Raw genomic sequence first — 23861 nt, forward strand, 5'->3', positions numbered from 1 at the left:
CCGCATGTTCCCTTTCCAACTTCCGGCCGGTGAGCTGGCGAGGCTGGTGCTCGCCCAGCTGTTCGTCAACGCCTGCGTGACCGGCCTGCGGATGGCCACGCCGCTGCAGTCGCTGCGACTGGGGCATGGCGAGGCAGCAGCGGGCGGCCTGATCGCGCTGTTCGCGCTCGCCCAGTTGTTTCTCGCACTGCCCGCGGGCCGCTACTGCGAGCGCAGCGGGCTGAAGCGGCCGGTCGCGATGGCCGTGGTGGTGGCTGCGGCGGCTTGCGCCATGGCCGCGGCGTGGCCGGTGTTGCCGGTGTTGTGCGCCAGCGCGCTTCTCACCGGCGGTGCCGGCGGCGTCGTGATCATTGCGGTCCAGCGCCATGTTCCGCGAGTCGCGGGCGAAGCGGCATCACTCCGCCAAGCGTTCTCGTGGTTGGCGATCGGCCTGGCCTTGTCGAACGTGCTGGGCCCGCTGATGGTCGGGTTCCTCATCGACAGCGCCGGGATTCGCGTCGCACTCCTGGCACTGACGCCACTGCCGCTGCTGGCCTGGCTAGCCGTGCGAGGGGCGGTCGATCATGCGCCCCCGCCGCACGAAGCGCCCACCAACGTGCGCAGCGTCCGGGACCCCTGGCGCTATGCCGGCCTGCGCCGGCTGCTGCTGGTGACCGGCCTGCTGTCGTGCTGCTGGGACGTGCACACCTTTCTCGTGCCCGTGCTCGGTCATGAGCGCGGCATGCCCGCCTCGGTGATCGGCAGCATCCTGGGCGCCTTCGGCATCGGCGCCGCCGCCGTCCGGCTGCTGACGCCGCTTGTGGCCGCACAGCTGCGCGAATGGGCCGTCCTGCTCGGCGCGATGGTCTCCACCGCGCTGCTGTTCGCCTTCTATCCGCTGGTGCAGGCGCCATTCGCCATGGGCCTGTGCTCGGCGTTGCTGGGCTTCAGCCTCGGCAGCACCCAGCCCATGGTCATGAGCCTGCTGCACCGGCTCGCGCCGCAGCACCGCTACGGCGAAGCAGTGGCGATGCGCGTGATTGTGAACAACGCATCCAGCGTCGGCATTCCTTTGGTGTCGGGCGCGGCCGGTTCGCTGGTTGGTGCGGCCGGCGTGTTCTGGGCCGCCGGCGTGATGGCGGCTGCCGGCGCGCGTCTCGCGCTTCCCCTTAAAGACCACTGAGAGCCCCATGATCCGTTCCATCGCCTTCATCCACACCGTGGCCCTGCTGGTCGACCGTTTCCGGCCGCGCTTCCAGACCGAGCTGCCACAGCAGCGCTGCTTCCACCTGCTCGACGAAAGCGTGTTGCAGGACCTGCTGCGAGACGGGCCGTCGCCCGCCATTACGCGGCGCATCGTCACACTGGCCACGCTGGCCGCCGACGCAGGCGCGGACCTGATCGTTTTCACCTGCTCCTCAACCTCTCCCGCCATCGATGCGGCACGGCCGCTGGTGCCGGTGCCCATCGTGAAGATCGACGACGCGATGTACGTCGAGGCGGCCCGCTGCGATGGGCGTGTCGGCCTGCTGTACACGACGCGCTCGACGCTGGAGCCCAGCCGTTCACTGCTGGCTGAACATGCCGCGGCGTCCGGCGCGCGGGTGAAGGCCGAGTGCGTACTGGTCGACGGCGCGTTCGACGCGCTTTCCGCCGGCCGGCGCGAAACCCACGATGCATTGGTGAGGGAATCGGCGCTTGCCCTCGCTGCGCGCGCCGACCGGCTGGTGCTGGCACAGGCCTCGCTCGCCCACTTGGCCGCGCCGCTCGCTGAAGCCACCGGCAAGCCGGTGTTCGCCAGCCCGGAGTGGATGGTCCGCGATGTCATGGCGCGCGTGGCCGCGGCGGCCTGATCACCAAGTGACATTCCCCCACGAGACTCGCGGGAAACGCACGTGCATATGGGCGGGGCACACGGGGTCGCACTTCAAGCGAAAGCCTGTGGCCGGCGTCCGCCGTGTACCAGCCACGGCGGTGAATCGAGCCATGTCCGCATCGACCAACCTGCTGTGGCTCTGCTATTCGTCACGGCGGTGCGTGCTTCTGGAAGCATCTCGGGGCGTAGCAAGGGCCACCTGACACTGCAGCATTTATCTGCGCGCCTCAACCGAAAGTAGGGGCAGAACAGCTCAGCTAAAAAAGCAATGCAGGGCGCTTGATCGCACTCTCCATTTACGACTCTATTGAAGGGTTTACGACTCTATTGCCGAGTTTGCGACTTTATTGGCGCAGAACAGCATCCGGCCGATGCGACGGACTTCGATGCGTGCGCGATGACGCTCGGTCAGTCGAGCGCCGGAAGGCCGAAGCCGAACCCGAAGCTCGGCCCTTTCTTTGCCGCCGGGGTGGCCTCCACCTCTTCTTCGACGGGTCCCACGTCGAGGTCGTCGATCATGCCCTGCAGTTGCAGCAGTCCCGCCGCCATGGCGGCCTTGTAGCTGCGCACGGGCCGGGGCTGCTCACGCAGGACGCGCCAACCGGCCTCGTCGAGTTCGATCAGGCGCCACCGGTAGGCACCTTGCGTGTTCTCGACGACCGTGATGGCGATGTGGCGCAGGGTGGGCATAAGGGTCTCGCGTGCTGACGGCCTGGACCACGGTAGCGTGCCCCCGAGGCATCGCAATGAGCGGGTAGGAGCCAGTGCCGGACAGCGCCGTCCTACACTGCCCTCTCCGCGCCCGATGTCTCACGGCCCTGCGATGAACGCGCCGTCAGGGATCGCTGGCCTCGATGCCGCGCCGGCCTGCGATGCGCGCCGACGCTGCCGTCCGTTGGTCACAGGCCCGCCCCCGCACAGCGCCGATGCCGCACTGGGAAGCCACCTCAGCGCAGCGCCACGACCGGGGACGTCGGCCCCGGTGGACCGACTTGCCAGTCTCAATGAAGGGCCGCCAGCGTCTTCAGCCGCGCCAGCAACGCACCGACGACGTCGCCGTACGTGCGCCGCTCGGACGGCCCGACCCACTGCGCGAACGCCACGCGAAAGACCGCAATGCCCGCCTCGGCCACCAGGCTCGCGTCGGGCTCGCCGATCCCTCTGGCGCGCAGCGCCTCAGCCAGCGCCGCGGAGAGCCTCGCTAGCTTGATGAGTTCGCGCTCGTGCAGTTCGCCATTGGCGGCGATCACCGAGGCGCGCATGCGAGCGAAGTCGCGGCGGTCCTCGCTGAAGAAATCGGCGGGTGCCTGCAACGCGAACGCCATCGCATCCATGGCGCTGGCATCCACTGGCGCGCTGCGAAGCGCCGCCACCATCGACGCCTGCAGCACGTCCGAGCCGCTGAAGAGCACCTCCCGCTTGTCAGCGAAATGGCGGAAGAACGTGCGCGAGGTGAGCCCCGCGCGCTCGGCGATGGCGGCGACGGTCGTCTGTTCGTAGCCGACCTCCGCAAACAGTTCCATGGCCGCCATTCGAAGGCGGCCTTCGCCGTCCGGCTCCCAACGCCCCATCGTCGCTTCCCGTGGTGTTGACACAAAGTGACATCATAGGCCTACAATGATGTCACTCAATGACATCAAAGGACCATCCATGCGAATCCTCGTGACCGGCGCTTCCGGCTGGATCGGCTCGGCCAGCGTCACCGAACTCATCGCGGCCGGCCACCATGTGATCGGCCTGGCACGCAGCGACGAGGCCGCGGCCAGGATCAAGGCCCTGGGGGCCGAAGTGATGCAAGGCTCGCTCGACGACTTAGACAGCCTGCGCAATGCCACCGCCCGCGCCGAAGGCGTCGTGCACCTGGGCTACAAGCACGATTTCTCCCAGATGGCCGACGCTGCGCGAACCGATCGCGCGGCCATCGACACCTTCGCCGAGGTGCTGCAGGGCAGCGGTGGCCCGCTGCTGATCGCCTCGGGCACGCTGGGCCTGGCGCCGGGGCGCATCGGCACCGAGGCGGACATGCCGGCCCCGGCGGTGCATCCCCGGGTCGGCAATGCGGCCTACACGCTGGGCCTGGCCGATCGCGGCATCCGATCCCTGGTGGTGCGCTTCGCACCGACCGTCCATGGCGCCGGCGGCGACCACGGCTTCGTGGCAACCCTGGCCAGGATCGCGCGCACCCAGGGCGTCTCGGCCTGTCTCGGCGAGGGCAGGAACCGCTGGTCCGCGGTCCACCGGCTCGACGCCGCGAAGCTGGTGCGCCTCGCCATCGACAAGGCCGCCCCGGGCTGCGTGCTGCACGCGGTCGCCGAGGAAGCCATCACCGCGCACACCATTGCCACCGCGCTGGGCCGGTCGCTGGCGGTCCCGGTGACATCGATTTCTTCTGACCATGCGGGCGCGCATTTCGGCTGGATCGGCGCGTTCTTCGGTGCCGACGCGCCGGCGTCGAGTACCCAGACGCGCGAACGGCTGGGCTGGAAGCCACAGCACCCGACCTTGCTCGAAGACATCGCGGCGGGCCACTACCCGGGCACCTGAAGGGCCCAGGCCGCTCGAAGGATCAGGGACTTCACTTGCCGCCGGCCGCATGAGAAGAACCTCGAGGGCCCATCGACCACCCCGCAGCTCGCCAGCCCGTTCACCGCCCATCGGCACCTGCCTCCACCCAGCACTGGCACGCCCGAAGGCGAAAGGATCTCCTGTGGGAGGCGCCGCACCCGAAAATCCTCGCACGGCGCTCCCAGTCACGGAACGTGCAAATGGAAGCGCGTCCCGATAACATGCCCGCCACATTTGTTTCCTCAAGTAAAAAAATGCCGCCCCTGCCCCCTCGCACACGACTGAGTCTCGCCCTGGCCATCGTCGTGCCCTTGATGCTTGCATCGTGCGGCGGGGGCGGCGGCGGCGGCTTTTCCTTCGTGCCCCTTCCTCCGGCCAACGGGCGGAGGCGGAGGCGACGCACCATCGCCGCCACCACCTCCTCCCCCTGCGCCGCCCCCGGGCGCGTCGAAGTTCACCGTCGGCGGCACTGTCACCGGCCTGGCGGGCAGTGGGCTGGTGCTGCAGAACAACGCAGGTGACGATCTGGCCGTCGGAGCCGACGGCAGCTTCAGCTTCGCCACTTCGCTGGACGACGGTGCCAACTACGGCGTGACCGTGAAGACGCAGCCCACCGCGCTGCAGGTCTGCGTTGCGAAACAGGCCTTTGGGACGGTGGCGGGGGCGGCGGTGAGCTCGGTGACGGTCAATTGCTCGGAGGCAGGAGCCGATCGCTTCGGCTTTGCGGCCAACGAGCGATTGGACAATCTGACTGCATACACCGTTTCTTCAGATGGCAGTTTGTCGGGAGTCACCACGTACGCCTTGGCAGGCACGCCCCAGCACGTGACCGCGCACCCCTCGGGGAAAAAGCTTTACGCCAGCGTCTACCTCGGTTAAGGGTTGTCCGATACCTGCCCGTGCAACACCACGAGCCCGCGCACGACAACGGCTGGAGGGCAGGTGTTGGACAAGCCTCTAAGGAAGAAACCGCGGAATGCTCTGCTGAGGACAGGGAACGCTACGAGCCTATGGGGATTCGGAACGCGTGGCCCAAGTTGGCTGCGGCGCGGAGCCCGGGGGATGGCTCCAATGGCGTTGCCGAAGCGCAGTAAATCCAGGCCGTCGTTCGCGTCGCTCGACGCCAGGACGGTCGACGAAGGGCATCACCCGACTCGAAGACCAGACTTCCTTTCATCGGCCCGATCGCAAGAAGGGTCGAAGGTTGGCTGAGCAGTTGCGTCGTCATGGCGCTCGGACCTGTGTTGGCGGCGCACGGATCGGCTGTCCGCGAGCCAACGTCAGCAAGACGCTCATCGCAGCGCCGCAGTGCACGCAGACGAAGGTCGGATGAGGACGGCAAGGCTCGGCATCCAGGCTCGTGATTTGCGGGACGGCGTCAGCCTTTTGCCCCAGTAGTTCGCGGATGCGCACCAGGTTGGCCGTGCGATTGCCGTTGGCCAGGAGCCCGTAGTGCCGGATGCGATGGAAGCCACTCGGCAGGACGTGCAAAAGGAAGCGGCGCATGAACTCATCGGCATCGAGCGTCATCGTCTTGCGCCGGATACGGCCCTTGGCCCGGTAGTCCTTCCAACGAAAGGTGACGCCTTGCTCGTCCATCGCTACAAGCCGGCTGTTGGAGATGGCGACGCGGTGCGTGTAGCGAGACAGGTAGGCCAGCACCGCTTCGGGCCCGGCGAACGGTCGTTTGGCGTAGACGATCCATTCGCATTTGCGCAGCGGTGCGAGCCAATGCGCAAAGGCGCGTGCGTCGGTCAGCGCGGCGAACTCGCCGAAGAACCGCAGGCGGCCCGCGCGATACAGCTGCCCGAGCGCTTCGAGGAATCGCGTTCTGAACAGGCGCGACAGCACCCGCACGGACAGGAAGAAGCCGGGCTTGCAGGCGACCCAGCGCTCGCCATCCGGCGACAGACCTCCGCCCGGCACGATACCGTGCACATGCGGGTGGTGCGTCAGTGCCGATCCCCACGTGTGCAGCACCAGGGTCGCGCCGATGCTCGCGCCAAGGTGCTTGGGATCGGCTGCGATGGTCAACAGGGTCTCGGCGGCCGCATCGAACAGCAAGGCGTAGATCTCGGCCTTGTTGTAGTAGGCGATGGCACTGATCGGCGCCGGCAAGGTGAAGACGACGTGGTAGTAGTCAACCGGCAGCAGATCGGCCTGGCGTGCCTGGAGCCAGCGCTGCGCCGCACTCGCCTGGCACTTCGGGCAATGCCGGTTGCGGCATGAGTTGTAGGCGATCTGATCCTGTCCGCAGCCTTCGCAACGCAACACGTGGCCGCCCAGCGCCGCGCTGCGGCACTGCTCGATGGCCGACATGACCTTGAGTTGACCCAGGCTCAGGTGACCACGCTGCGCGTTGCGCCAGCCAGGACCGTGGGTGCGGAAGATGTCGGCGACTTCCAGGGCGCAGTGCGCCATGAAGACGATCTACGCAGACAGCTTCTCCAGCGGGCTGACGACGTCGCGCAGGACTTCGGTAGCCACGTGCGTGTAGACCGACGTGGTCTCCAGCTTCTTGTGGCCGAGCATCACCTGGATCACGCGGATGTCCACCTTCTGCTCCAGCAGGTGCGTGGCGAAGCTGTGGCGCAGCGTATGCATGGTGACGCGCTTGTCGATCTTGGCTGCTTCGGCAGCGTCATGGACTGCCCGGTTGAGCTGGCGCGCGGTCGAGGGGTCGACTGGGTTCTGGCCGGGGAACAGCCAACCGTTGGGCAGCATCTTGCCCATTGCATTGGCGTATCGCCACCAGGCCCGCAGCCGCTCCAGCAGAACCGGCGAGAGCATCGTATAGCGATCCTTGCGACCCTTGCCCTGCTCGACGCGCAGGGTCATGCGCTCGCTGTCGATGTCGCCGACCTTCAGCGCAACGATCTCACTGACCCGCAGGCCGGTGCCGTAGGCGATGGACAGTGCCGTGTGGTACTTCAGGTTGGTGGCTGCTGCGATCAGGCGTGCGGCCTCGTCGCGGCTGAGCACCACCGGAAGCTTCTGGGGCACATGCACGTAGCTCATCCTCTCGACCAGTTCGCCGCGATTGAGCGTGACGTCGAAGAAGAACTTCAGGCCGGTGATGGTGGCGTTGAGCGTGATCGGCGAAACGCCCCGATCGACCAAGTGCAGCTGGAAACGCCGCAGATCCTCCTCGGTGGCTGTGTCGGGGGAGCGCTGAAGGAAGCTCGCGAGGTAGCGCACGGCACGGATGTAGGCAGATTGCGTCTTGGGGCCGAGCTTGCGCATGCGCATGTCGTCGAGCAAGCGCTGGCGCAGCGGTGAAACCGCCGGTGTGGAAGGGGTCATGATCGTGCTCCTGTCGAAGAACGAGGCCGATTGCCTCGGTTCTCAACATAGACACGGGCGCAATGCCTATCCGCACCGCGGCCATTGCGGCGGGCTACCGCGCGAGCGGTTTAGTCCTCGGGCCTTTTGCACAAGCAACCTGTCCAGCTACAGTCGGGCAGTAGCGGACACCCGACAGCGGCTCGTAAAACTACGGGAACAACATGAATCTGGTCTCCACAGGCGCCTTTGACCGTCTTCAGCAAGCTCTAACTGCCGAGCTTCTGCGAACAATCAAGTCGGAGCTGGAAAAGGTCGACGCGCCGGAAGATTTGGTTGAGCACCTCACGGGTAGCATCGGCTTCGCCGTTGCGGGCGCAGCTGTACCATCTCGCAATCAGTTTTCTTCTGACCATCCACAAGTTCGACAGCGCAAACAGCGTGATCACGTGCGCAGTGTTCTTGGCTAATCCCTTGAATCTCACCTTCGCCAGGCCGAACTGGCGCTTGATCACCCGGAACGGGTGCTCCACCTTGGCTCGGATGCTGGCCTTCTGGTACTCCTGCTTGCGCGCCCTGGCCTTGGCTCGGCCCTCTGGCATCTTCGCGATGTCGCTGGGCCTGCCAGCGATGTGCCACTGCACATCGTGTGTCACCCGCACCCGTGCGCCCCGGTAGCCCGAGTCTGCCCACACCGCATCTTCCTTTCCGTGCAGCAGATCGCCCACCTGTTCCACATCCGCCTCGTTGGCTGCGGTAGTCGTCACGGTGTGAACCAGCCCCGAGTCCACCTCTACGCCGATGTGCGCCTTCATCCCGAAATGCCACTGGTTGCCCTTCTTCGTTTGGTGCATCTCCGGGTCTCGCTCGCCGCTCTCGTTCTTGGTGGAGCTGGGCGCCGCGATGATCGTGGCGTCGACGATGGAGCCTCTCTTCAGCAGCAGCCCCTTCCTGGCCAGATGGGCATTGACCTGCTTGAAGATGTCTTCGGCCAAGTCGCTGGCCTCCAGCAGGTGGCGGAAGTTCAAGATGGTCGTCTCATCGGGGATCGCCTCCAGACCGAGTCCGGCGAAGCTGCGCAGCGAGGCGATCTCATACAGGGCTTCTTCCATCGCCGGATCGCTCAGCGCGAACCAGTTCTGCATGAGGTGCACGCGCAGCATGGCTTGCAACGGGTAGGGCCGACGGCCTCGGCCAGCCACTGGATAGTGGGGTTCGATGACCTTGAGCAGCGCCTTCCACGGCACCACCAGCTCCATCTCGCCAAGGAAGACTTCGCGCCTCGTCTTCTTCCTCTTGCCCGCTTGCTCCGCATCCGCAAAACTGATCTGGCTCATCGCTCGTGCTCCTTTTGCAGGGTCAATCCTTCATGCAAGAAACGTGCTCTTGATCAGACCTTCCCTAATGCCCAGCTGGCGCACGCGACCACCGGTTCCGCTTTGCCGGGGAACCAAACCCATCCACGCGGCGAACTCGCGCGCATCCTTGAAGGCCGCGGGCGAGCCCATGCTGGCGACCACCGCGGTGGCCGTCATGAGCCCGACGCCGGGAATCTCGGCCACTGCCTTGCACGCACTACTCTGGCGAAGCTGCTGAGCGAGGCGACGCTCGATTGCCCCGATGTCGGCCTGCAGTTGGCGAGCCCGATGAGAGCCAGCGGCTGAGCAACCGCAAGAAGTCCAAGGTGCGCGCGCAGGTCGAGCACGTGTTCGGTGTCATCAAGAGGCTGTGGGGCCTCAGCAAGGTCCGGTATCGTGGACTTCACAAGAACGCGACCAGGGCATTCACGGCCCTTGCGCTGGCCAACATCTACATGAGCCGAGGGCTGCTGCTGGTGCGCGTGCGCCCGTAAAACGGCCAAGCGCCGCCGCAGCGGAGCGCCGATGCGCAAACAAAGAGAAAACGCTCGTCATCCTGAACGCCGATCAGCGCAATGCAAAGCGTGCAGCATGCTCGATGCGGAAAAGGGGGCTACTTCAGCGTAGCCCTAGATGCTTTCATTGAGCGGGATCTTTTCGCGTGCTTGCAAAGAACTTGAGCACAAGAGGAATTGATCGATCCCCTGCCTCAAGCATGGCCATGTGGCCAACATTGGGCAGCAATACGACTTCGGCCCGCCCCCTCAACCAACCATTTATTTTCTGGGCGCCATCGACTGACAGGATTTGGTCCTCCTTGCCCCAAAGAATCTGCACAGGCACAGCGGTCGTGCCAAGCCGAGTGAACGTAGGCTCCAGGTTGGTTGCGCCAAAGTTGGTAATTGTCCGAAACAGCGCTTCTCGATAGCCTATAAAGAGAGCACTGCGGCGAATGCCGTCCTGCACGAGGTCGACTGCGGCTTGTTGCGGTGTCGCAAAGTGCGCAGACACCCGACCGAGTGTCAGTCGATCTTGCTGCAGCCAAAATAGATACCGCCCGAGCACAGGAACCTTCAGCAGGGAGACAGTGAGTTCCGATTCCGGCGCATATCCTGCACTTGCGTGAAGCGATAGCGCTCGCACGCGACCAGAATGCGCAGCCGTCCAGTACGCGGCAATCCCGCCACCCAACGACGGGCCGATTAGGTAGATTGGGTCGTCTATCTTGAGTTCCGCGAGCAACTCGTCTATCTGACGGGCGTAGGTTGCCTGGTCGTAGTCGAATGCATCCGAACGATCTGAGCCACCGCGCCCGAAAAGGTCATAACGCAGTGTTCTGTATCCGGCATCACGGAAGGCAGACGCAGCCTTCTCAAAGTACTCCACCGCCTCCGTCGTCAAGCCACCGACGAATAGGACGAGCGGTGCGCCCTCGGGCCCCTCCAGGATGTACCGGGTCGTCCCCATGCGGGTCTTGACAAAGCTGCCGGCGAACTCCTTTCGGGCAGAAACATCCAGCAGTCGATCTTCCGAGTTGTGCCGAGCCCCAGCCACGGCCCAGAGATTAAGCAACAGCAAGCAGACAGCAAAGGTCGTCAGGAAGCGCTTCACGAGTTATCTCCAAAAAAGAATACCTCGCAGCGCGCGCTTACGGCAACCGAGATTGCAATTTCTCGTTCCGTGTTGTCGTGCCGGCATTACATTCGCGCTGCAGGTTTTTATGGATACAGTGTATTCATAAAAAACAACGGGTCAAGCGATGAGAAGATCCACTGCGCCGGTGCGCGTGGCACAAGCAGTCATGCAAAGTGGCGGCAGTATGCAAAGCGTCGCCGGCCCCGGTCAATGATCGGAAGACGGTAAGCCCCCATCCCGCTTACCCCAGCGGCCGCACAGTTCTGCGATCTGATCTGTCGCGCCAAAGAGCCCGACGCGCGCATGAAGCTTCAGGCGCGTCGGGTGGGTGCCTGTTTGCCGCGGAAATGTTCCAACCCCGCGATGATCAGCTCCAGTCCGAAAACGAACTGCTGCTGGATGGAGATGCCTGCGAGCTGTCCCGCGACCTTGACAGTATGCGGATACTGGGATTTGTCGAGCGCCGAAAAGAATCGCTTCAGATCCGAAGCATGCGCAGAGGCCTCGGCGTCCCGCGGATGCTGCTGGATAGCGAATCCAACCACATAGTTCGCCATGGTCACGTAGGCTTGCGCCGCAAGCTCAGGGGGAAAACCGTTCGCGACAAGCAGGGAGAGCCACCGCTCCCTGCCCGCCAGACCATTCGCGCCAAGCGGAATGTGGGCCACGAGCAAGGGGATGATCTTCGGATGCGCACTCAGTATCTTGAAGAATGCCGTCGCGCCGGCCACATACGCCTTCTGCCATGGCAACTTGGCCAGCCGAAGCGGATCGATCTCGACTTCACCCAGCACGCGATCGACGACATGGACCAGAATCTCGTCCTTGCTCGCCACATGCCTATACAACGTTGCAGTGCCTGAGTTGAGGCGTTCGGCCAGCATCCTCATATTGAACGCCTGTGGGCCAACCTCGTCCACGGCCTCCAGCGCAGTCGAAATAATCTTCTCGAAGGAGACGGGAGGACGGCCGCGACCGCCGACCCGTTCGCTGCGGGCAGGCTGCTGGATCCACCACGCCGGGCTCCCCGGAACTGCATCTTCATTGGGTTCAGACATGCTTGGGACTTTACACTTTCGCAGTCACATCCATAAGCCAGCATCTGAAGTTGATCCGATTGGATAGCCGCCTGCGCCGGAGCGACCATGACGAAGCGCAATCCGAGCATCCCTGGGCGACTAAGCAGCGAGTCCACGGTCTGAAGACTTGCCGAGTCGTCGAGAGGGAACGAACCCAAGGTGGCAAAACGAGATGGATGCGCGACTGCAGCTTCGACCGCATAGTCGACCGCAGCCGCATCCCAGATGGCAGGGCAGTTCACAGCGCAATCCACGCCTGCCTCATCCATTTCCGCCAGTGCTCGGCGATGCGGCTCACATCCACCCGCCAACGGGCGGGCAGGGGCTCAACACCAGCGTGCAAGACGCCTACAACCTAGGTTGGAAGTTGGCGGCTGCGGCGCAAGGGCACCAGAGACCCGTAAGCGGCTCGGCAAGTCATGGGTGACAGACGCAAAGTCACACCAACGGTGGCATGCTTCAGCGCACGGCCGTGTTCGGTCACAACAGAACCGTCTCCCATTGCCTAAGGAACGAACATGTCATTTGGCGAATCTGCAGCGATTTACAACACAACCCGCCAGTCGTATGCAAACGAAGTCATCGATAGGGTCACCGCCAGTTTGGCGTAAGGCAAAGTCACTCAATCCTCGACATCGGATGTGGAACGGGCATCGCTACTAGGCAACTGGCTGCGCGTGGCTTTCAATTGGTCGGCACTGACGTGGACGCGGACATGATTGAAGAGGCGCGCTCCGTCGGCCAGGCAGGCACTTACCAGGTCGCAGACGCCAGCCATCTCGATTTCACCGATGCGGAATTTGACGGAGCCACAGCCTTTGGCGCGTTTCATTGGTTTTCGGATGAAGCCTCTGTGCGGAGCATCCAGCGAGTGCTGCGAGGAGGCGCAGCATTTGTCGTCGTCAACAAGAACGACGCCGGAGATTTTCGTGAATCCATCGTCGAGATCGTTAGCCGCCACGTCGCACTCGGCAGCGCCCGCCCGAAGCTCAACTATCAACCCGCGAAGACTCTGGATGCGTTCGGTTTCGATGCAGTCGAGGAGGCCGTCATCCCGATGATCGAGCATCTTTCGCCAACGCAGACCATCACGCACGTCCGGTCCATGCGCTTGTGGGAAGAAGTACCGCCGCGATCGCTCCACGACATGATCGAGGCCGAGTTGCGTTCATACGTCACCGACCGACTCGCCGCGCTCGGGACCTTTCAACGCCCGCTCACTGTCGCAATAGTATGGAGGCGCAATCAATAGGACGCCCATACACAAAGCACCGAACTGGTGCCCAGGGGTGCGGCAGCCGCTCATTAGTGCGACTGTTGAGGTGGGTCGGTAATCGCGTGAGCACGTCTTTCAGATAGGCGTAGGGATCGTGGCCATTGAGTTTGGCCGACTGGATCGGGCTCGTGATCGCTGCCGCGCGCTGCCTGTCCAGCAGCGTGCCGGCAAACAACCAATTTTTTTCTGCCAGTAGCCCAGGTTCTGATTTGCTGCTCGTCGTGATTGTTGTCGATAGGCAGCGCCGGATCGCGCCACTGAACCGCGAAGTCACACATGATGCGCTGCACGGCGGGTCAGCGCCCACGAGGAACGCCAGAGGTCACATGGACTTCGCCGCCATCGCCGCTCCGGTCAACGCGCACGGTCGCCGCCACTCCGGCCGCCCTCAGGCATTCAGCGATATGTTCGATGACAGCTTCCGCGGAGCTCGCTTCGACAGGGTCGACTGGCATGTCCGATTCGCCGTCCTCCAACCCACGCGGCTCAGGCCCGCACCGACATGAGGCGTAGCGCATCGCCCGCACGGCCCCTCACGGGCCTGAGCAGGAATGTGGAGAGTGCTGGCACCAGGACCAACGCCCCAAGCATGTTCCACAAGAACATGAACCCGAGCAGCAGTCCCATGTCAGCCTGGAACTTGATCGGCGATAAGAGCCACGTGCCCACCGCAAGCCCCAGCGTGATCCCCGTAAGCAGCACGACCTTCCCAGTGAAGCTCAGCGCTTTAGCGTACGCCTCCGCCACCGTGGCGCCGCCTCGCAGTTGGGCAAGCATGACGCAAAGCACGTAGAGCGCATAGTCCACGCCGATGCCAACACCCAGCGCGATCGCGGGCAAGGTGGCAACCTTGACGCCTACTCCCATCCAGACCATGAGAGCCTCGCACATCACCGACGTCAAGGCCAGCGGCACCAGCGCCACGACCACCGCGCGCCACGAGCGGAACGTCACTAGGCACAGAAGTCCGACGGCGCCGTAGATCCACCACAGCATCTTTCGCGAAGCGTCACGTACCACATCGTTGGTCGCCGCCTCGATGCCGGCGTTGCCTGCAGCCAACAGAAACTTCGCATCCCTGCCGTTGTGTTGTGCGGCAAAGCGTTCCACCATCCGAGTGACTTCCGTCAGGGTGGTCGCCTTGTGATCTTTTAGAAACACATACAGCGGCAGCAGATCGCAGCTCTGGTTGAACAGCTCGCGAGGCGCCCGCGTGGTGACGGCATTGAGCATGCCCTGGTTGGGCAGGAGGTCGTACCAGGCGAGATGACCCTCGTTCATTCCCACGATCATGTTCTTGCTCAGGCCCGCCAAGGACCGGGTGCTTTCGACGCCAGGCAGTTCTCGCAGCTCATGTTCGAGCATGTCCATCGCGGTCTGCACCTCGTAGGTGGCACACAGGTTGTTCGCTGTCTTGACCATGACGACCAAAACATCGGAGCTGGTCGCGTAGTTGGCCACCATGAAGTTGTTGTCCAGGTTGTAGCGCGAGTTCGGCCGCAGTTCCGGCGCCCCAGGATCCACGTCGCCGATTTGCAACCGATGGCTGACGGCGTAGCTGCCAGCCGCAATTGCGCCGGCCACTAGGATGACGACGGCACCCCATCGCCGGCCGGTGAATCGCACCAACAGGCGCTCGAAGCGTAGCGTGCGCGACTCGGCCCGCAGCTTCAGCGCCGCAGCCCGGGCGCTCACGCCAGTGAAGCTGAGCAGAACAGGCAGCAGCACCAAGTTCGTGAATACGAGGACCGCCACGCCAATGCTTGAAGTGATCGCCAGGACGCGAATGGCCTGGATGTCGATGAGCGTCAGCACGGCGAAGCCGACCGCATCGCAGATCAATGCGGTCAGGCCCGCCACGAACAACCGTCGGAATGTGTGGCGCGCGGCAACCAACTTGTGCATGCCGCGGCCGACGTCTTGCATGATTCCGTTCATCTTCTGCGCGCCATGGCTCATGCCGATGGCGAACACCAGAAAGGGCACCAACATCGAGTATGGATCCACAGCCAACCCCAAGACTGGCATGAGCCCTAGTTGCCAGAGCACCGCGACCAACGAGCAGAGCACGACGATCAGCGTGCTGCGAATGCAGCGGGTATACCAGTAGACCGCCGCCGCGCAAACCAGGACCGCGATGGCGAAGAACGCCGCGACTGTCCTAGCGCCGTCGATCAGGTCGCCGATCAGCTTGGCGAAGCCGGTGATCCGCACCTCGGTCTTGCCATCGCTGTACTTTTGCCGTACCCGCTCGAGCGCATTGGACAACCCGGCATAGTCGAGTGCCCCGCCGGTCCGTGGGTCGAACTCGAGCAACGGAACCTGCAGCGCGGTGGAGCGGTAGTTCGCGGCGACCAGTTGGCCAATCTCCCCAGAGCGCTCGACGTTGTGACGAATCCGGTCCACGCTGTCAGGTGTGCCGTCGTAGTTGTCCGGCACGACAGGACCGCCGTCGAGCCCCTCCTCAGTCACGGCGATCCAGCGCGTATTGGGCGTCCAAAGCGATTTCATGAAGGCCCGGTCGACGCCGGGGATCAGAAGCACATCGTCGCTGAGGCGCCGCAGCTTGTCCAGATAGGCCGCGTCGAAGATGCTGCCTCCCTTGGCCTCCAGCGTCAGCGTCATGCGGTTTCCGAACCCCTTCAGGTCGTCGCGATGCGCGAGCCAGTTCTGGATGTACGGGTGGTGTGCGGGGACCATGCTTTCGAAGCTGGCGTTCACGCGTATCTTTGGAACTTGCCACACGAGGAGCATCGTGATCAGAAGGCACAGCGCGAGCACCACCTCACGATGGTTGAAGAAGGCACGCTCGACCAGCGATCCGCTGCCCCGGTCGAAGCCATCGATGGGATGTTCGGTAGGTTGGTTCATTTGGTTGCGTCCCCGGGAAGCGGTGCGGTGCCGCTCAGACTAGTGGGATCGAGGCGTACCGGCCCGCGAAGACTTGTCAGCACCCAGGCGCCCGCTGCGGTTCGAGTGATCGCCGTGTACGCGGCAGGAGCGATGCCGGGCGCGACGCGCAACGAGTTGGCGGACGCCCTGCCGATCAGGACCTGCCCTTCCTGGTTGGTGAAGACGGTACTGGTGTCGGACAGCGTCGTTGCGGAGTTGAGTGAGGCTGACGAAGGGGCCTGCAGTCTGGTCCAGGAGCTTCCCTGGTCCGTGCTGCGGAAAGCGTTCCCCCGCAGACCAAAGATGTAGAGATCTTTCGCTTCCCGAGCGAGCGCCCCGAAGTAACTTCCCTTGTAGGGCGAGGGAATGGGCTCGAATTGCCGACCGCCGTCGGTGGACTTCAGCAGCAGCCCTTGCTCGCCGGCGATGATCACGGCGGTGCCGATCCGCGCCACGGCGTACAGGTGAAGGCCTCGCGGATTTTCCAGGCTCTCTAACACAGGCTCCCAACGACGTCCGCCGTCTTCGGTGCGAAAAACCAGGCCGTAGGCACCCACCGCCAAGCCGCGGTCCGCATCGACGAAGACGATGTCGAAGAACGGCTTGTCTGCACCTTCGATCTGTAACTGGGACGCTGCGGGAGCGAGCCGTCTCAATGCGGGATCGTGGGCGTTCTCGACGTACTTCCCGGCTGCCAAGCGCGCTGCCTGAATGCCATCCAGCTGTTTGACCCAGTTGGTCCCCGCATCGTTCGTGCGCAGAATCACGCCGCCATGCCCCACGGCCCATCCCGTGGACGAGGACACGAAGAACACCCGCGTCAGGGTCACGCTCACGGGTGTGCGGGCCTGCGTCCAGGTCCGGCCATCGTCGTCGGAGTACGCAACCAGCCCCCGCTCGCCCACCGCTACCAGGCGCTTTCCGGCCGCCGCGATGCTCAGCAGCGCCGCCTTGCCGAGGCGCGACACCACGGGCGCGGGGCGCTCCCACGCGGCTTGCGGTGGGGGCGCGGAGGCAGCCGGCATCCCGGCCGCCAGGACAAGCAGCCCGGCGAATATGACACTGTGGAAATTGATGGGCATGATGGTGCGCTGTCTTTTCATGTCCTGGCCCGCGTCCTCGCGCTTGAAGCGGCGAAGGCCGCGATGTGATCTACCACCTCGTAGGGCCGTTCGAATGGAGCCATGTGCCCACACTCTTCGATGACGTGGTAGCGCGTGGGCCGGATGAGCCGTCGAGCCACGTCGAGCTGCGAAATGGGCGTGACCCGATCCTGGCGCCCCCACAGGAGGAGTGTCGGAAGCTGCAGGGCCCCCGTTGCCTCGTACAGAGGGGTCCGCGCCGCCAAGCCGAAGTTCTGCAGCGTGGAAAAGACGGCGAAGAGGGAACCCTCGTACTGGAACGCATCCTCGATCATGGTTCTGAGCTCAGCCGCGCTTCGCGCCTCGGCCACGTTGTGGTCCAGATGCTTCATCAGCATCCGGCGGCCCAGCGATCGCGCGACGAATCGGGTCAGCATGTCGCTGCGGGTGATCCACCGCGGCAGCCCGGGCTTGCTCGCGAGCCCCGCCGGGCTCGCAAGCGAGAGCGTTGCCAGCGTCTCGGGGTGGCGCCCCGCATGGACCATGGCGATGAGCGCCCCCATCGACGTTCCGACGAGATGGAACGAGTCCGCGCCGAAGGCGCGCGTCAACTCCGCGAGCTGCCTTGCGAACAGCGATTCGTCGTAGCGAGCGTTCACCCGATCCGAGTAGCCACGTCCATAGCAACTGTATGCCAGGGTTCGGAAGCCCCGGCGCTGGAGCTCCACCGCCGCCCTGTCCCAGTAGAACAAAGGAATCGTCAGTCCACCAATCAGCACGACGAGTTCGCCGGTCTCGGGACCCGCGAGCTCGTAGTGGGTGACGCCGTCACTCAGCTCGATGAAGCTGCCACGCAGGGCCTTACGAGACAGGGGCCCGAGCTTTCGACCTTCACCGGGCGCCGCGAAATAGCTCATCGCATAGGTATTCATTTGCAGCATAGGCAGAGAACATCCCTTCGTATTAACGGATACAATGTAGCCATTAACTTAGCGTTTTCTATCCATAGGAACCCTAGGACGTCACGCGGCCGTTCGCCGAAGAGGAGATTGATCTATCTCAGGGCGATATGTGAGACAGCGAAATCGGCATTGGACGTGCGCAGCGCTCGTTCCTAGCCTTCGCGTTCGTACGCCGCCATTCACATCCAAGGAATCAATAGAACCTATGCACTCTCGCTGTGGGACGCAGCATCGCCAGAGTCAAACTGGTCGTCGGCGATCCACTCGCCGAGCGTACGACGCAGGGGTCGATGGCGGAGGCGTGGCCGCGGGACAGCTCGATGCGCGGGTGAGAGCTTCGCTACCGGAAGGCCCGACGCTGCTGCTCGGCGAGCGAAAGCTCAAACGACCCGGTGCCTTCTATCAGCCAATCCTGTTCGATCTTCCTACCAGCGCGAAGGCGACGACTTCAGCGCGGCAGGTGCGCTGGGTTCCAGCCGGATTGGTCACCTGTGCCGGAGCAGCGAGGGCATCGAGGAGTTCATCGAGCGGCTCGCGAAGAACGGCGTCGAGTTCACCGAAAAAGGCGCACAACTCGAATCTCTATCAGCTGTTCATGTGCGAACCGATCGACGGCATCAAGATCGAGCTGAACTTCGCTTGGCACGAAGCCCTCCGCCTGACCCTCACCTGAAGCTCCGCTGACTTAGGGTTGGCATGGATGGCCGCACACTTTTTATTGGATACGCTGTATCCCATAAATTATGCGACCCCACTGCGTCGACGTTGGCTGCACAGATGGTGGCCTTCTTCGGCTTTCTCTCATCAATCACTACCCATGGACTACCTCTTTCCTCCTCCCGCCGTTGTCAGCTTGCCCATCACCGCGAGACCCGATCGCTTTCCCGTTCACCGCGTCTATTGCGTTGGGCGGAACTATGAGGACCACGCGAAGGAGATGGGCTTCACCGGCCGTGAACCGCCCTTCTTCTTTCTGAAGCCGGCCGATGCGCTACTGGTCGTTCCGGAGGGCGAGACCGGCAGCATGGCCTATCCGACGCTCACGCAGGACCTGCATCACGAGATCGAGCTCGTGGTGGCGATCGGTAAGGGCGGCAACTCTATTCGACCTGAGCGCGCGATGGAACACGTCTGGGGATATGCGATCGGACTGGACATGACACGCCGCGATCTGCAGAGCGACATGAAGAAGCAAGGGCGGCCGTGGTGCATCGGGAAGGCATTCGAGCAGAGTGCTCCCGTCGGACCAGTGACTCCCATGGCGGAAGCTCAGCGCGTTCTGAGCGCGGAGATCGCCCTCTCGGTCAACGGAGCCGATCGGCAACGCAGCACGACCGCAAAGCTGATTTGGGACGTTGCCGAAACCATCGCACACCTGTCGAACGCGTGGACCCTGCAGCCCGGGGACCTGATCTTCACCGGGACACCCGAAGGCGTGAGCGCGGTCAGCCGCGGCGACACCCTCGTGGGCCGCGTGGCAGGCCTGCCGTCGCTGAGAGTTCAGATCGTCTGAGCAACCTGGTTCGAGGAAGACCCGGTGATCGCACCGGCAGTTTTGGAGAAACCTCATGAGAAAAAGCGTACGTCGAGACAACCGCCGGCTGCCCCAGCTGCGGCAAGTTTGCATTGCTGCCCTCACGGCGGCCTTCGGCTCCGCGCAAGCGGCGGAATTCGATACCGGCACGGAGCTTAAGCTGCGGTGGGACAACACCGTCAAGTACAGCGCTGCCTGGCGCCTCGCAAAGCCCTCGCCGGCCCTCAGCGGGCCCGCCAACCCGAACGGCGACGATGGAGATCTGAACTTCGCCAAAGGCATGGTGTCCAATCGTGTGGACCTGCTGTCGGAATTCGACCTTAGCTATCGCGACTTCGGTTTTCGCGCGAGCGCGACGGCGTGGTTCGACGAGCTGTATCGCCGCGGAACCGACAACACGTCCCCTGCGACGTCGAACACTCGCCCAAACAACACTTTCGATCCGGCCACGGCGACCCTGCACGGCAAGAAGGCCGAATTGATGGACGCCTTCGTGTTCGGCCAAACCGAACTCGGCGACGGCCGCCTGCTGAGCTTCCGGCTCGGGCGGCATGCGTTGCTCTATGGGGAAAGCCTGTTCTTCGGCAACAACGGCATTGCCGGCACCCAAGGCCCCACCGACGTGATCAAAGCACTTCAGGTGCCGTCGTCTCAAGCCAAGGAAGTTTTCATGCCGGTCAACCAACTGTCGGCGCAACTGCAGCTGAATCCGAGCGTGACCCTGGGCGGCTACTACCAGTTCGAATGGAGGCGCAATCGAACGCCGGCTGTAGGCAGTTTCCTTTCCGCCGCGGACTTCCTGGACACGGGCGGTCACAGGATTCTGCGCGGAGCGCCGCTGGTGCCTGGCGGTGGTCCGCAAGTCCTTAACCGCACCGCCGACGTCGAAGCTTCCGATTCGGGGCAGTTCGGTGCCCAGTTGAAGTGGCGGCCGGATTTCGTGGATGCGGACGTCGGGTTCTACTTCACCCGATCCAACGGCAAGAACGCCATCACCCACGCGCGCCCCGCAGCTATCCCGGCCGTGGGCGTGGTCGATCCGTCGATCTTCAATCCGACCACCGGCCAGGTGGGGACGTACTCGCTGGTGTTTCCCGAAGGGATCAAGACCTTCGGCGCCAGCGTCAACACAACGCTCGGCCCCGTCAACCTGGGGGCGGAAGCCTCGGTACGTTTCAACTCCCCACTGGTGACTGCGGCCGCACCCGTGCTGCCCGGTGAAGTCGCGGTCACCGGCGGCAGAGGGGCATTGTTCCCGGTGGGGAAATCTGCCCATATGCAGGTTTCCGCGATCTACGTTGCGCCGCGGACGTCCGTATGGGACAGCGCAACGCTGATGACCGAGATCGCTTGGAACCGGCGCCTCAGCGTGAAACGCAACCCTGGCCTGATTGACCCGAACACCACGCGCGACGCCACCGCCGTCAGGGTCTCGTTCGAGCCAACCTATTTGCAGGTCATTCCCGGCCTGGACATCTCGGTGCCCATCAGCATCGGCTACGGGCTGTCTGGACGCTCCTCGGTGGTGCCCGCCTTCAGCGTGTACCACGGCGGCAACGTTTCCATCGGCATCAACGCCGAGTACCAGAAGCTCTGGAAGTTCGGTCTCAGCTACGTGCAGTTCACTGGCGCCACCAAGCCCGTCACGGTGGCGGACGGCCGTTCTCCCTCGGGCCTGGTTTACACCTTCGGCCAGCCCCTGGCTGACCGGAAATTCATCGCCATCAATGTCCAACGCTCGTTCTAAGGAGACTTCATGCTGAAGAAGATTTCACAAGGCACCGCTGTCATCACTCTGCTGGCAGCAGCCGGCATAGCGAATGCCGGCGTCTCGGGAGACGAGGCCGCGAAGCTGAAGACGACGTTGACGCCGCTGGGCGCCGAACGGTCCGGTAATGCCGCGGGAACGATCCCTCCTTGGGACGGCGGCCTCACCAAAGTCGCCAAGCCGGGCGAGCCGGTGGCCGACCAGTTCTCCGACAAGCCGATCCTGACACTGACCGCCGCGAATTTCGAGCAGTATCAAGCCAACCTCGCGGAGGGCACGATGGCCATGTTCAAGAAGCACTCAGACTTCCGGATGCAGGTCTACAAGACACAGCGCACCGCGGCGGCGCCGCAATGGGTCTACGACAACACATTCCGTAACGCGACGGGGGCCAAGAGCACCCAGGGCGGTATCTCCGTCTCCGGCGTGTACGGCGGCATTCCCTTTCCCATCCCAAAGACCGGGACCGAGGCGATGTGGAACCACCTTTTGGCCTACCAGGGCGAAGCCACGCGAATCCATTTCCGTGCCTGGATGGTCGAAGCCAACGGCAAGCGCGTTCTGGCCAGCGAGGGCATCACCGAGCGCCAGTACCCATACTACGATCCCGAATCCAATCTCGAAAAGTCCGATGGCGTGGCCGGGCTGTCGCGCAATCTCCAGGTCGCGCCGCCATTCAAAGCCGGCGAACAGATCCTGGTGAGGGAACCACTCGACCAGGTCGGCATCGGCCGCCAATCATGGCAATACCTCGTCGGCCAGCGGCGCGTTCGGCGGGCGCCCAACATCGGATACGACACGCCGAACCTCGTCACGTCGGGCACCACGATCTTCGACGAGGTCGCCATGTTCAACGGCGCGATGGACCGCTACGAATGGACGCTGGTGGGAAAGAAGGAGATCTTCATCCCCTACAACCGCAATCGCTTGTTTCTGGCGCCGGACACCGATGCGCTGACACCCAAGTTCGTCAACCCCGACCTTTCACGCTGGGAACTTCACCGCGTGTGGATCGTGGAGGCGAACCTCGGGTCCGGCAAGCGGCACGTTTATGCCAAGCGCCGCTTCTACATTGACGAAGATACTTGGGGCGTGATGCTGGCCGAAGCCTACGACGCTCAGGGGCAGTTGTGGCGCTATTCCGAGAACGTGCCTTTCGCCGCAGGCAATCCGGGACAGGGCTGGGCCGGCGAACTGCAGTTCAACATGCTCGACGGCAGCTATGTTTCCACCATCACCATGGTGGAGCCTTTCCGCACGGTGGCCAAGAAGTCGGCCACGTACTTCTCGCCCGAGGCATTGGCGGGGTCGAGCGCTCGCTGAGGAAGCCGATTCACATTCACGCCGCTCAATTCCGTTACCTCAAGGAGGACAATGACGGAAGCAAAGCGCGACAGCGCAGGCAGTCTTCACCTGCCCGCACGCACCATTCCAATTCCCGCGCACGTCAGTCCTGAAGCGCAGCGGGCCCTGGCTCAGCCGTGGTCGGAGCGTTGGAATGGCCCGCCGTCGCAGACCTGGCGGGCGGCGGCGCCTCATCGTGAAGCGGGACGCCGCATGGGCGGAGCTGTTCCGCGCGCCCCCTTCCCTGGTAGCATCGATTCACACCGCGTGCAGGAAGCGGCCGTCTTCGAATTGAGCCCCGATGCAATCCCAGCCGAGAAGCAGGACCAGGCGATCCTGTATTTGCACGGAGGAGCCTATGTGATGGGTGGCGGCGAGCTGGCCGCGAAGGCAGCGCAGATGTTCGCCACGCTGAGCGGCACCCGGGTCTTTTCGCTCGATTACCGCATGCCGCCCGATCATCCATATCCCGCTGCCATCGACGATATGGTCGCAGCCTATCGCGAGGTGCTGACGCGGTATGCGCCAGGGAACGTGGTGGTGGCCGGTGTCTCGGCGGGCGGCGGACTGGCGGCGGCGGGTATCCTGAAGCTGCGCGATCTGGGTCTGCCCCAGCCTGCCGGCGCGATCCTACTGACGCCGGAAGCGGATCTGACCGAAAGCGGAGACGGCTTTGAAACCAATCGCGGAGTCGACGTCGTCCTGCGCGAGGGGCTGACTGCGTCGATCCTGCTTTATGCATTCGGCCATGACCTGCGCGATCCGTACCTGTCGCCGCTGTTCGGCGACTTCAGCCGGGGTTTCCCGCCGACGCTGCTGGTTTCCGGCACGCGCGATCAGTTTCTCTCCAACACCGTTCGCTTGCATCGTTTCCTTCGCAAGGCCGGAATCAGGGCCGATCTGCGCGTCTTTGAGGCGATGCCACGCGGCCGCTTCTCCGGCGCGCCGGAGGACGTGGAGTCGATGGCCGAACAGCTGCGATTCGTCGATGAGGTGCTGGGGCAAGGCTGACGAGGCTCGGAACGCTCGTGTGTGACGGCGTGGCGCTGCGCGCAGTTCTGGAGGAGCTGTATCGGCTGCGAATCGCGGCGCGTCTTCGTCACGCTGATCCGCCCGCTGGGCGATTTCGATCTGGTCGAGGAAGCTGCACCACCACCGTGCCGTTGGCCGGACAGGTCACCGACGCCTTGCGCGCCGCGATCCGCACAGGTCATCTGCCGCGCGGCGAG

Annotated in this window: 18 protein-coding genes and 6 pseudogenes; 12 read left to right on the plus strand and 12 right to left on the minus strand. The window is 63.9% G+C overall.

Annotation, left to right across the window (positions count from 1 at the left end; genetic code table 11):
* Positions 1-4: 4 nt before the first annotated feature.
* Entirely contained in the window at positions 5-1162 is a 1158-nt protein-coding gene (locus tag FHT32_RS32275) for an MFS transporter (protein WP_176668628.1), read from the plus strand.
* Between the two features lie 7 nt (positions 1163-1169).
* Positions 1170-1832 (plus strand): aspartate/glutamate racemase family protein, encoded by a 663-nt coding sequence (locus FHT32_RS32280; protein ID WP_176668629.1) that lies wholly within the window; start codon positions 1170-1172, stop codon positions 1830-1832.
* Positions 1833-2263: 431 nt separating this feature from the next.
* On the opposite strand, the gene FHT32_RS32285 is transcribed toward FHT32_RS32280, so the two are convergent.
* A complete protein-coding gene (locus FHT32_RS32285; protein ID WP_176668630.1) occupies positions 2264-2545 on the minus strand; it encodes a hypothetical protein in 282 nt (93 codons plus the stop codon).
* Between the two features lie 311 nt (positions 2546-2856).
* Positions 2857-3378 carry a TetR/AcrR family transcriptional regulator gene (locus FHT32_RS32290; protein ID WP_256099244.1) on the minus strand — a complete coding sequence of 174 codons (522 nt, stop codon included), beginning with the start codon at positions 3376-3378 and terminating at the stop codon, positions 2857-2859.
* A 127-nt stretch (positions 3379-3505) separates the two neighbouring features.
* Between FHT32_RS32290 and FHT32_RS32295 the strand changes: the two genes are divergently transcribed.
* Positions 3506-4399 carry an SDR family oxidoreductase gene (locus FHT32_RS32295; RefSeq protein ID WP_176668632.1) on the plus strand — a complete coding sequence of 298 codons (894 nt, stop codon included), beginning with the start codon at positions 3506-3508 and terminating at the stop codon, positions 4397-4399.
* A 519-nt stretch (positions 4400-4918) separates the two neighbouring features.
* Entirely contained in the window at positions 4919-5299 is a 381-nt protein-coding gene (locus FHT32_RS32300; protein WP_176668633.1) for a hypothetical protein, read from the plus strand.
* 345 nt (positions 5300-5644) lie between these two features.
* On the opposite strand, the gene FHT32_RS32305 is transcribed toward FHT32_RS32300, so the two are convergent.
* From FHT32_RS32305 to FHT32_RS35200, 4 genes and pseudogenes are all read right to left on the minus strand, one after another.
* Complete coding sequence (locus FHT32_RS32305) at positions 5645-6841, minus strand: IS91 family transposase (protein ID WP_176668634.1); 1197 nt, start codon at positions 6839-6841, stop codon at positions 5645-5647.
* Positions 6842-6850: 9 nt separating this feature from the next.
* A complete protein-coding gene (locus FHT32_RS32310) occupies positions 6851-7723 on the minus strand; it encodes a site-specific integrase (protein WP_176668635.1) in 873 nt (290 codons plus the stop codon).
* A gap of 374 nt (positions 7724-8097) precedes the next feature.
* A pseudogene (locus FHT32_RS32315) lies at positions 8098-9039 on the minus strand (IS5 family transposase); the annotation flags it as partial.
* Between the two features lie 66 nt (positions 9040-9105).
* Positions 9106-9324: pseudogene (locus FHT32_RS35200) on the minus strand (transposase); the annotation flags it as partial.
* A gap of 14 nt (positions 9325-9338) precedes the next feature.
* Between FHT32_RS35200 and FHT32_RS32325 the strand changes: the two are divergent.
* A pseudogene (locus FHT32_RS32325) lies at positions 9339-9554 on the plus strand (transposase); the annotation flags it as partial.
* A 145-nt stretch (positions 9555-9699) separates the two neighbouring features.
* Here the strand turns inward: FHT32_RS32325 and FHT32_RS32330 are convergent.
* Entirely contained in the window at positions 9700-10671 is a 972-nt protein-coding gene (locus FHT32_RS32330) for an alpha/beta hydrolase (protein ID WP_176668637.1), read from the minus strand.
* A gap of 335 nt (positions 10672-11006) precedes the next feature.
* Positions 11007-11753 carry a TetR/AcrR family transcriptional regulator gene (locus FHT32_RS32335; RefSeq protein WP_176668638.1) on the minus strand — a complete coding sequence of 249 codons (747 nt, stop codon included), beginning with the start codon at positions 11751-11753 and terminating at the stop codon, positions 11007-11009.
* A gap of 301 nt (positions 11754-12054) precedes the next feature.
* On the opposite strand from FHT32_RS32335, the pseudogene FHT32_RS32340 reads away from it, so the two are divergent.
* Together FHT32_RS32340 and FHT32_RS32345 are read left to right on the plus strand one after the other, a co-directional pair.
* Positions 12055-12162: pseudogene (locus tag FHT32_RS32340) on the plus strand (FAD-dependent monooxygenase); the annotation flags it as partial.
* A gap of 225 nt (positions 12163-12387) precedes the next feature.
* Positions 12388-13026, plus strand: a pseudogene (locus FHT32_RS32345) (class I SAM-dependent methyltransferase); the annotation flags it as partial.
* On the opposite strand, the pseudogene FHT32_RS32350 reads toward FHT32_RS32345, so the two are convergent.
* The 4 genes and pseudogenes from FHT32_RS32350 to FHT32_RS32365 form a co-directional block, all read right to left on the minus strand.
* A pseudogene (locus FHT32_RS32350) lies at positions 12992-13301 on the minus strand (transposase domain-containing protein); the annotation flags it as partial. The pseudogenes FHT32_RS32345 and FHT32_RS32350 sit on opposite strands and share 35 nt — an antisense overlap.
* 235 nt (positions 13302-13536) lie before the next feature.
* Complete coding sequence (locus tag FHT32_RS32355; RefSeq protein WP_176668639.1) at positions 13537-15921, minus strand: RND family transporter; 2385 nt, start codon at positions 15919-15921, stop codon at positions 13537-13539.
* Positions 15918-17024 (minus strand): YCF48-related protein, encoded by a 1107-nt coding sequence (locus tag FHT32_RS32360; RefSeq protein ID WP_176668640.1) that lies wholly within the window; start codon positions 17022-17024, stop codon positions 15918-15920. Before FHT32_RS32360 ends, FHT32_RS32355 begins: the two co-directional genes overlap by 4 nt.
* 17 nt (positions 17025-17041) lie before the next feature.
* On the minus strand, positions 17042-17965 hold the full coding sequence (locus FHT32_RS32365) for an alpha/beta fold hydrolase (RefSeq protein WP_218088518.1): 924 nt from the start codon (positions 17963-17965) through the stop codon (positions 17042-17044).
* Between the two features lie 322 nt (positions 17966-18287).
* Between FHT32_RS32365 and FHT32_RS32370 the strand changes: the two genes are divergently transcribed.
* The 5 genes from FHT32_RS32370 (at position 18288) to FHT32_RS32390 (ending at position 23643) form a co-directional block, all read left to right on the plus strand.
* Positions 18288-18659 (plus strand): hypothetical protein, encoded by a 372-nt coding sequence (locus tag FHT32_RS32370; RefSeq protein ID WP_176668641.1) that lies wholly within the window; start codon positions 18288-18290, stop codon positions 18657-18659.
* A 144-nt stretch (positions 18660-18803) separates the two neighbouring features.
* Positions 18804-19499, plus strand: coding sequence for a fumarylacetoacetate hydrolase family protein (locus FHT32_RS32375; RefSeq protein WP_176659040.1), 696 nt, complete (start codon positions 18804-18806; stop codon positions 19497-19499).
* A gap of 55 nt (positions 19500-19554) precedes the next feature.
* Entirely contained in the window at positions 19555-21267 is a 1713-nt protein-coding gene (locus FHT32_RS32380; RefSeq protein ID WP_176668642.1) for a DUF1302 domain-containing protein, read from the plus strand.
* Between the two features lie 9 nt (positions 21268-21276).
* On the plus strand, positions 21277-22611 hold the full coding sequence (locus tag FHT32_RS32385; protein WP_176668643.1) for a DUF1329 domain-containing protein: 1335 nt from the start codon (positions 21277-21279) through the stop codon (positions 22609-22611).
* A 51-nt stretch (positions 22612-22662) separates the two neighbouring features.
* Positions 22663-23643, plus strand: coding sequence for an alpha/beta hydrolase fold domain-containing protein (locus tag FHT32_RS32390; protein ID WP_176668644.1), 981 nt, complete (start codon positions 22663-22665; stop codon positions 23641-23643).
* Positions 23644-23861 lie beyond the last annotated feature (218 nt).

Origin of the sequence: Variovorax sp. SG517 (assembly GCF_013376045.1) — a bacterium.
GTDB lineage: Bacteria > Pseudomonadota > Gammaproteobacteria > Burkholderiales > Burkholderiaceae_C > Variovorax.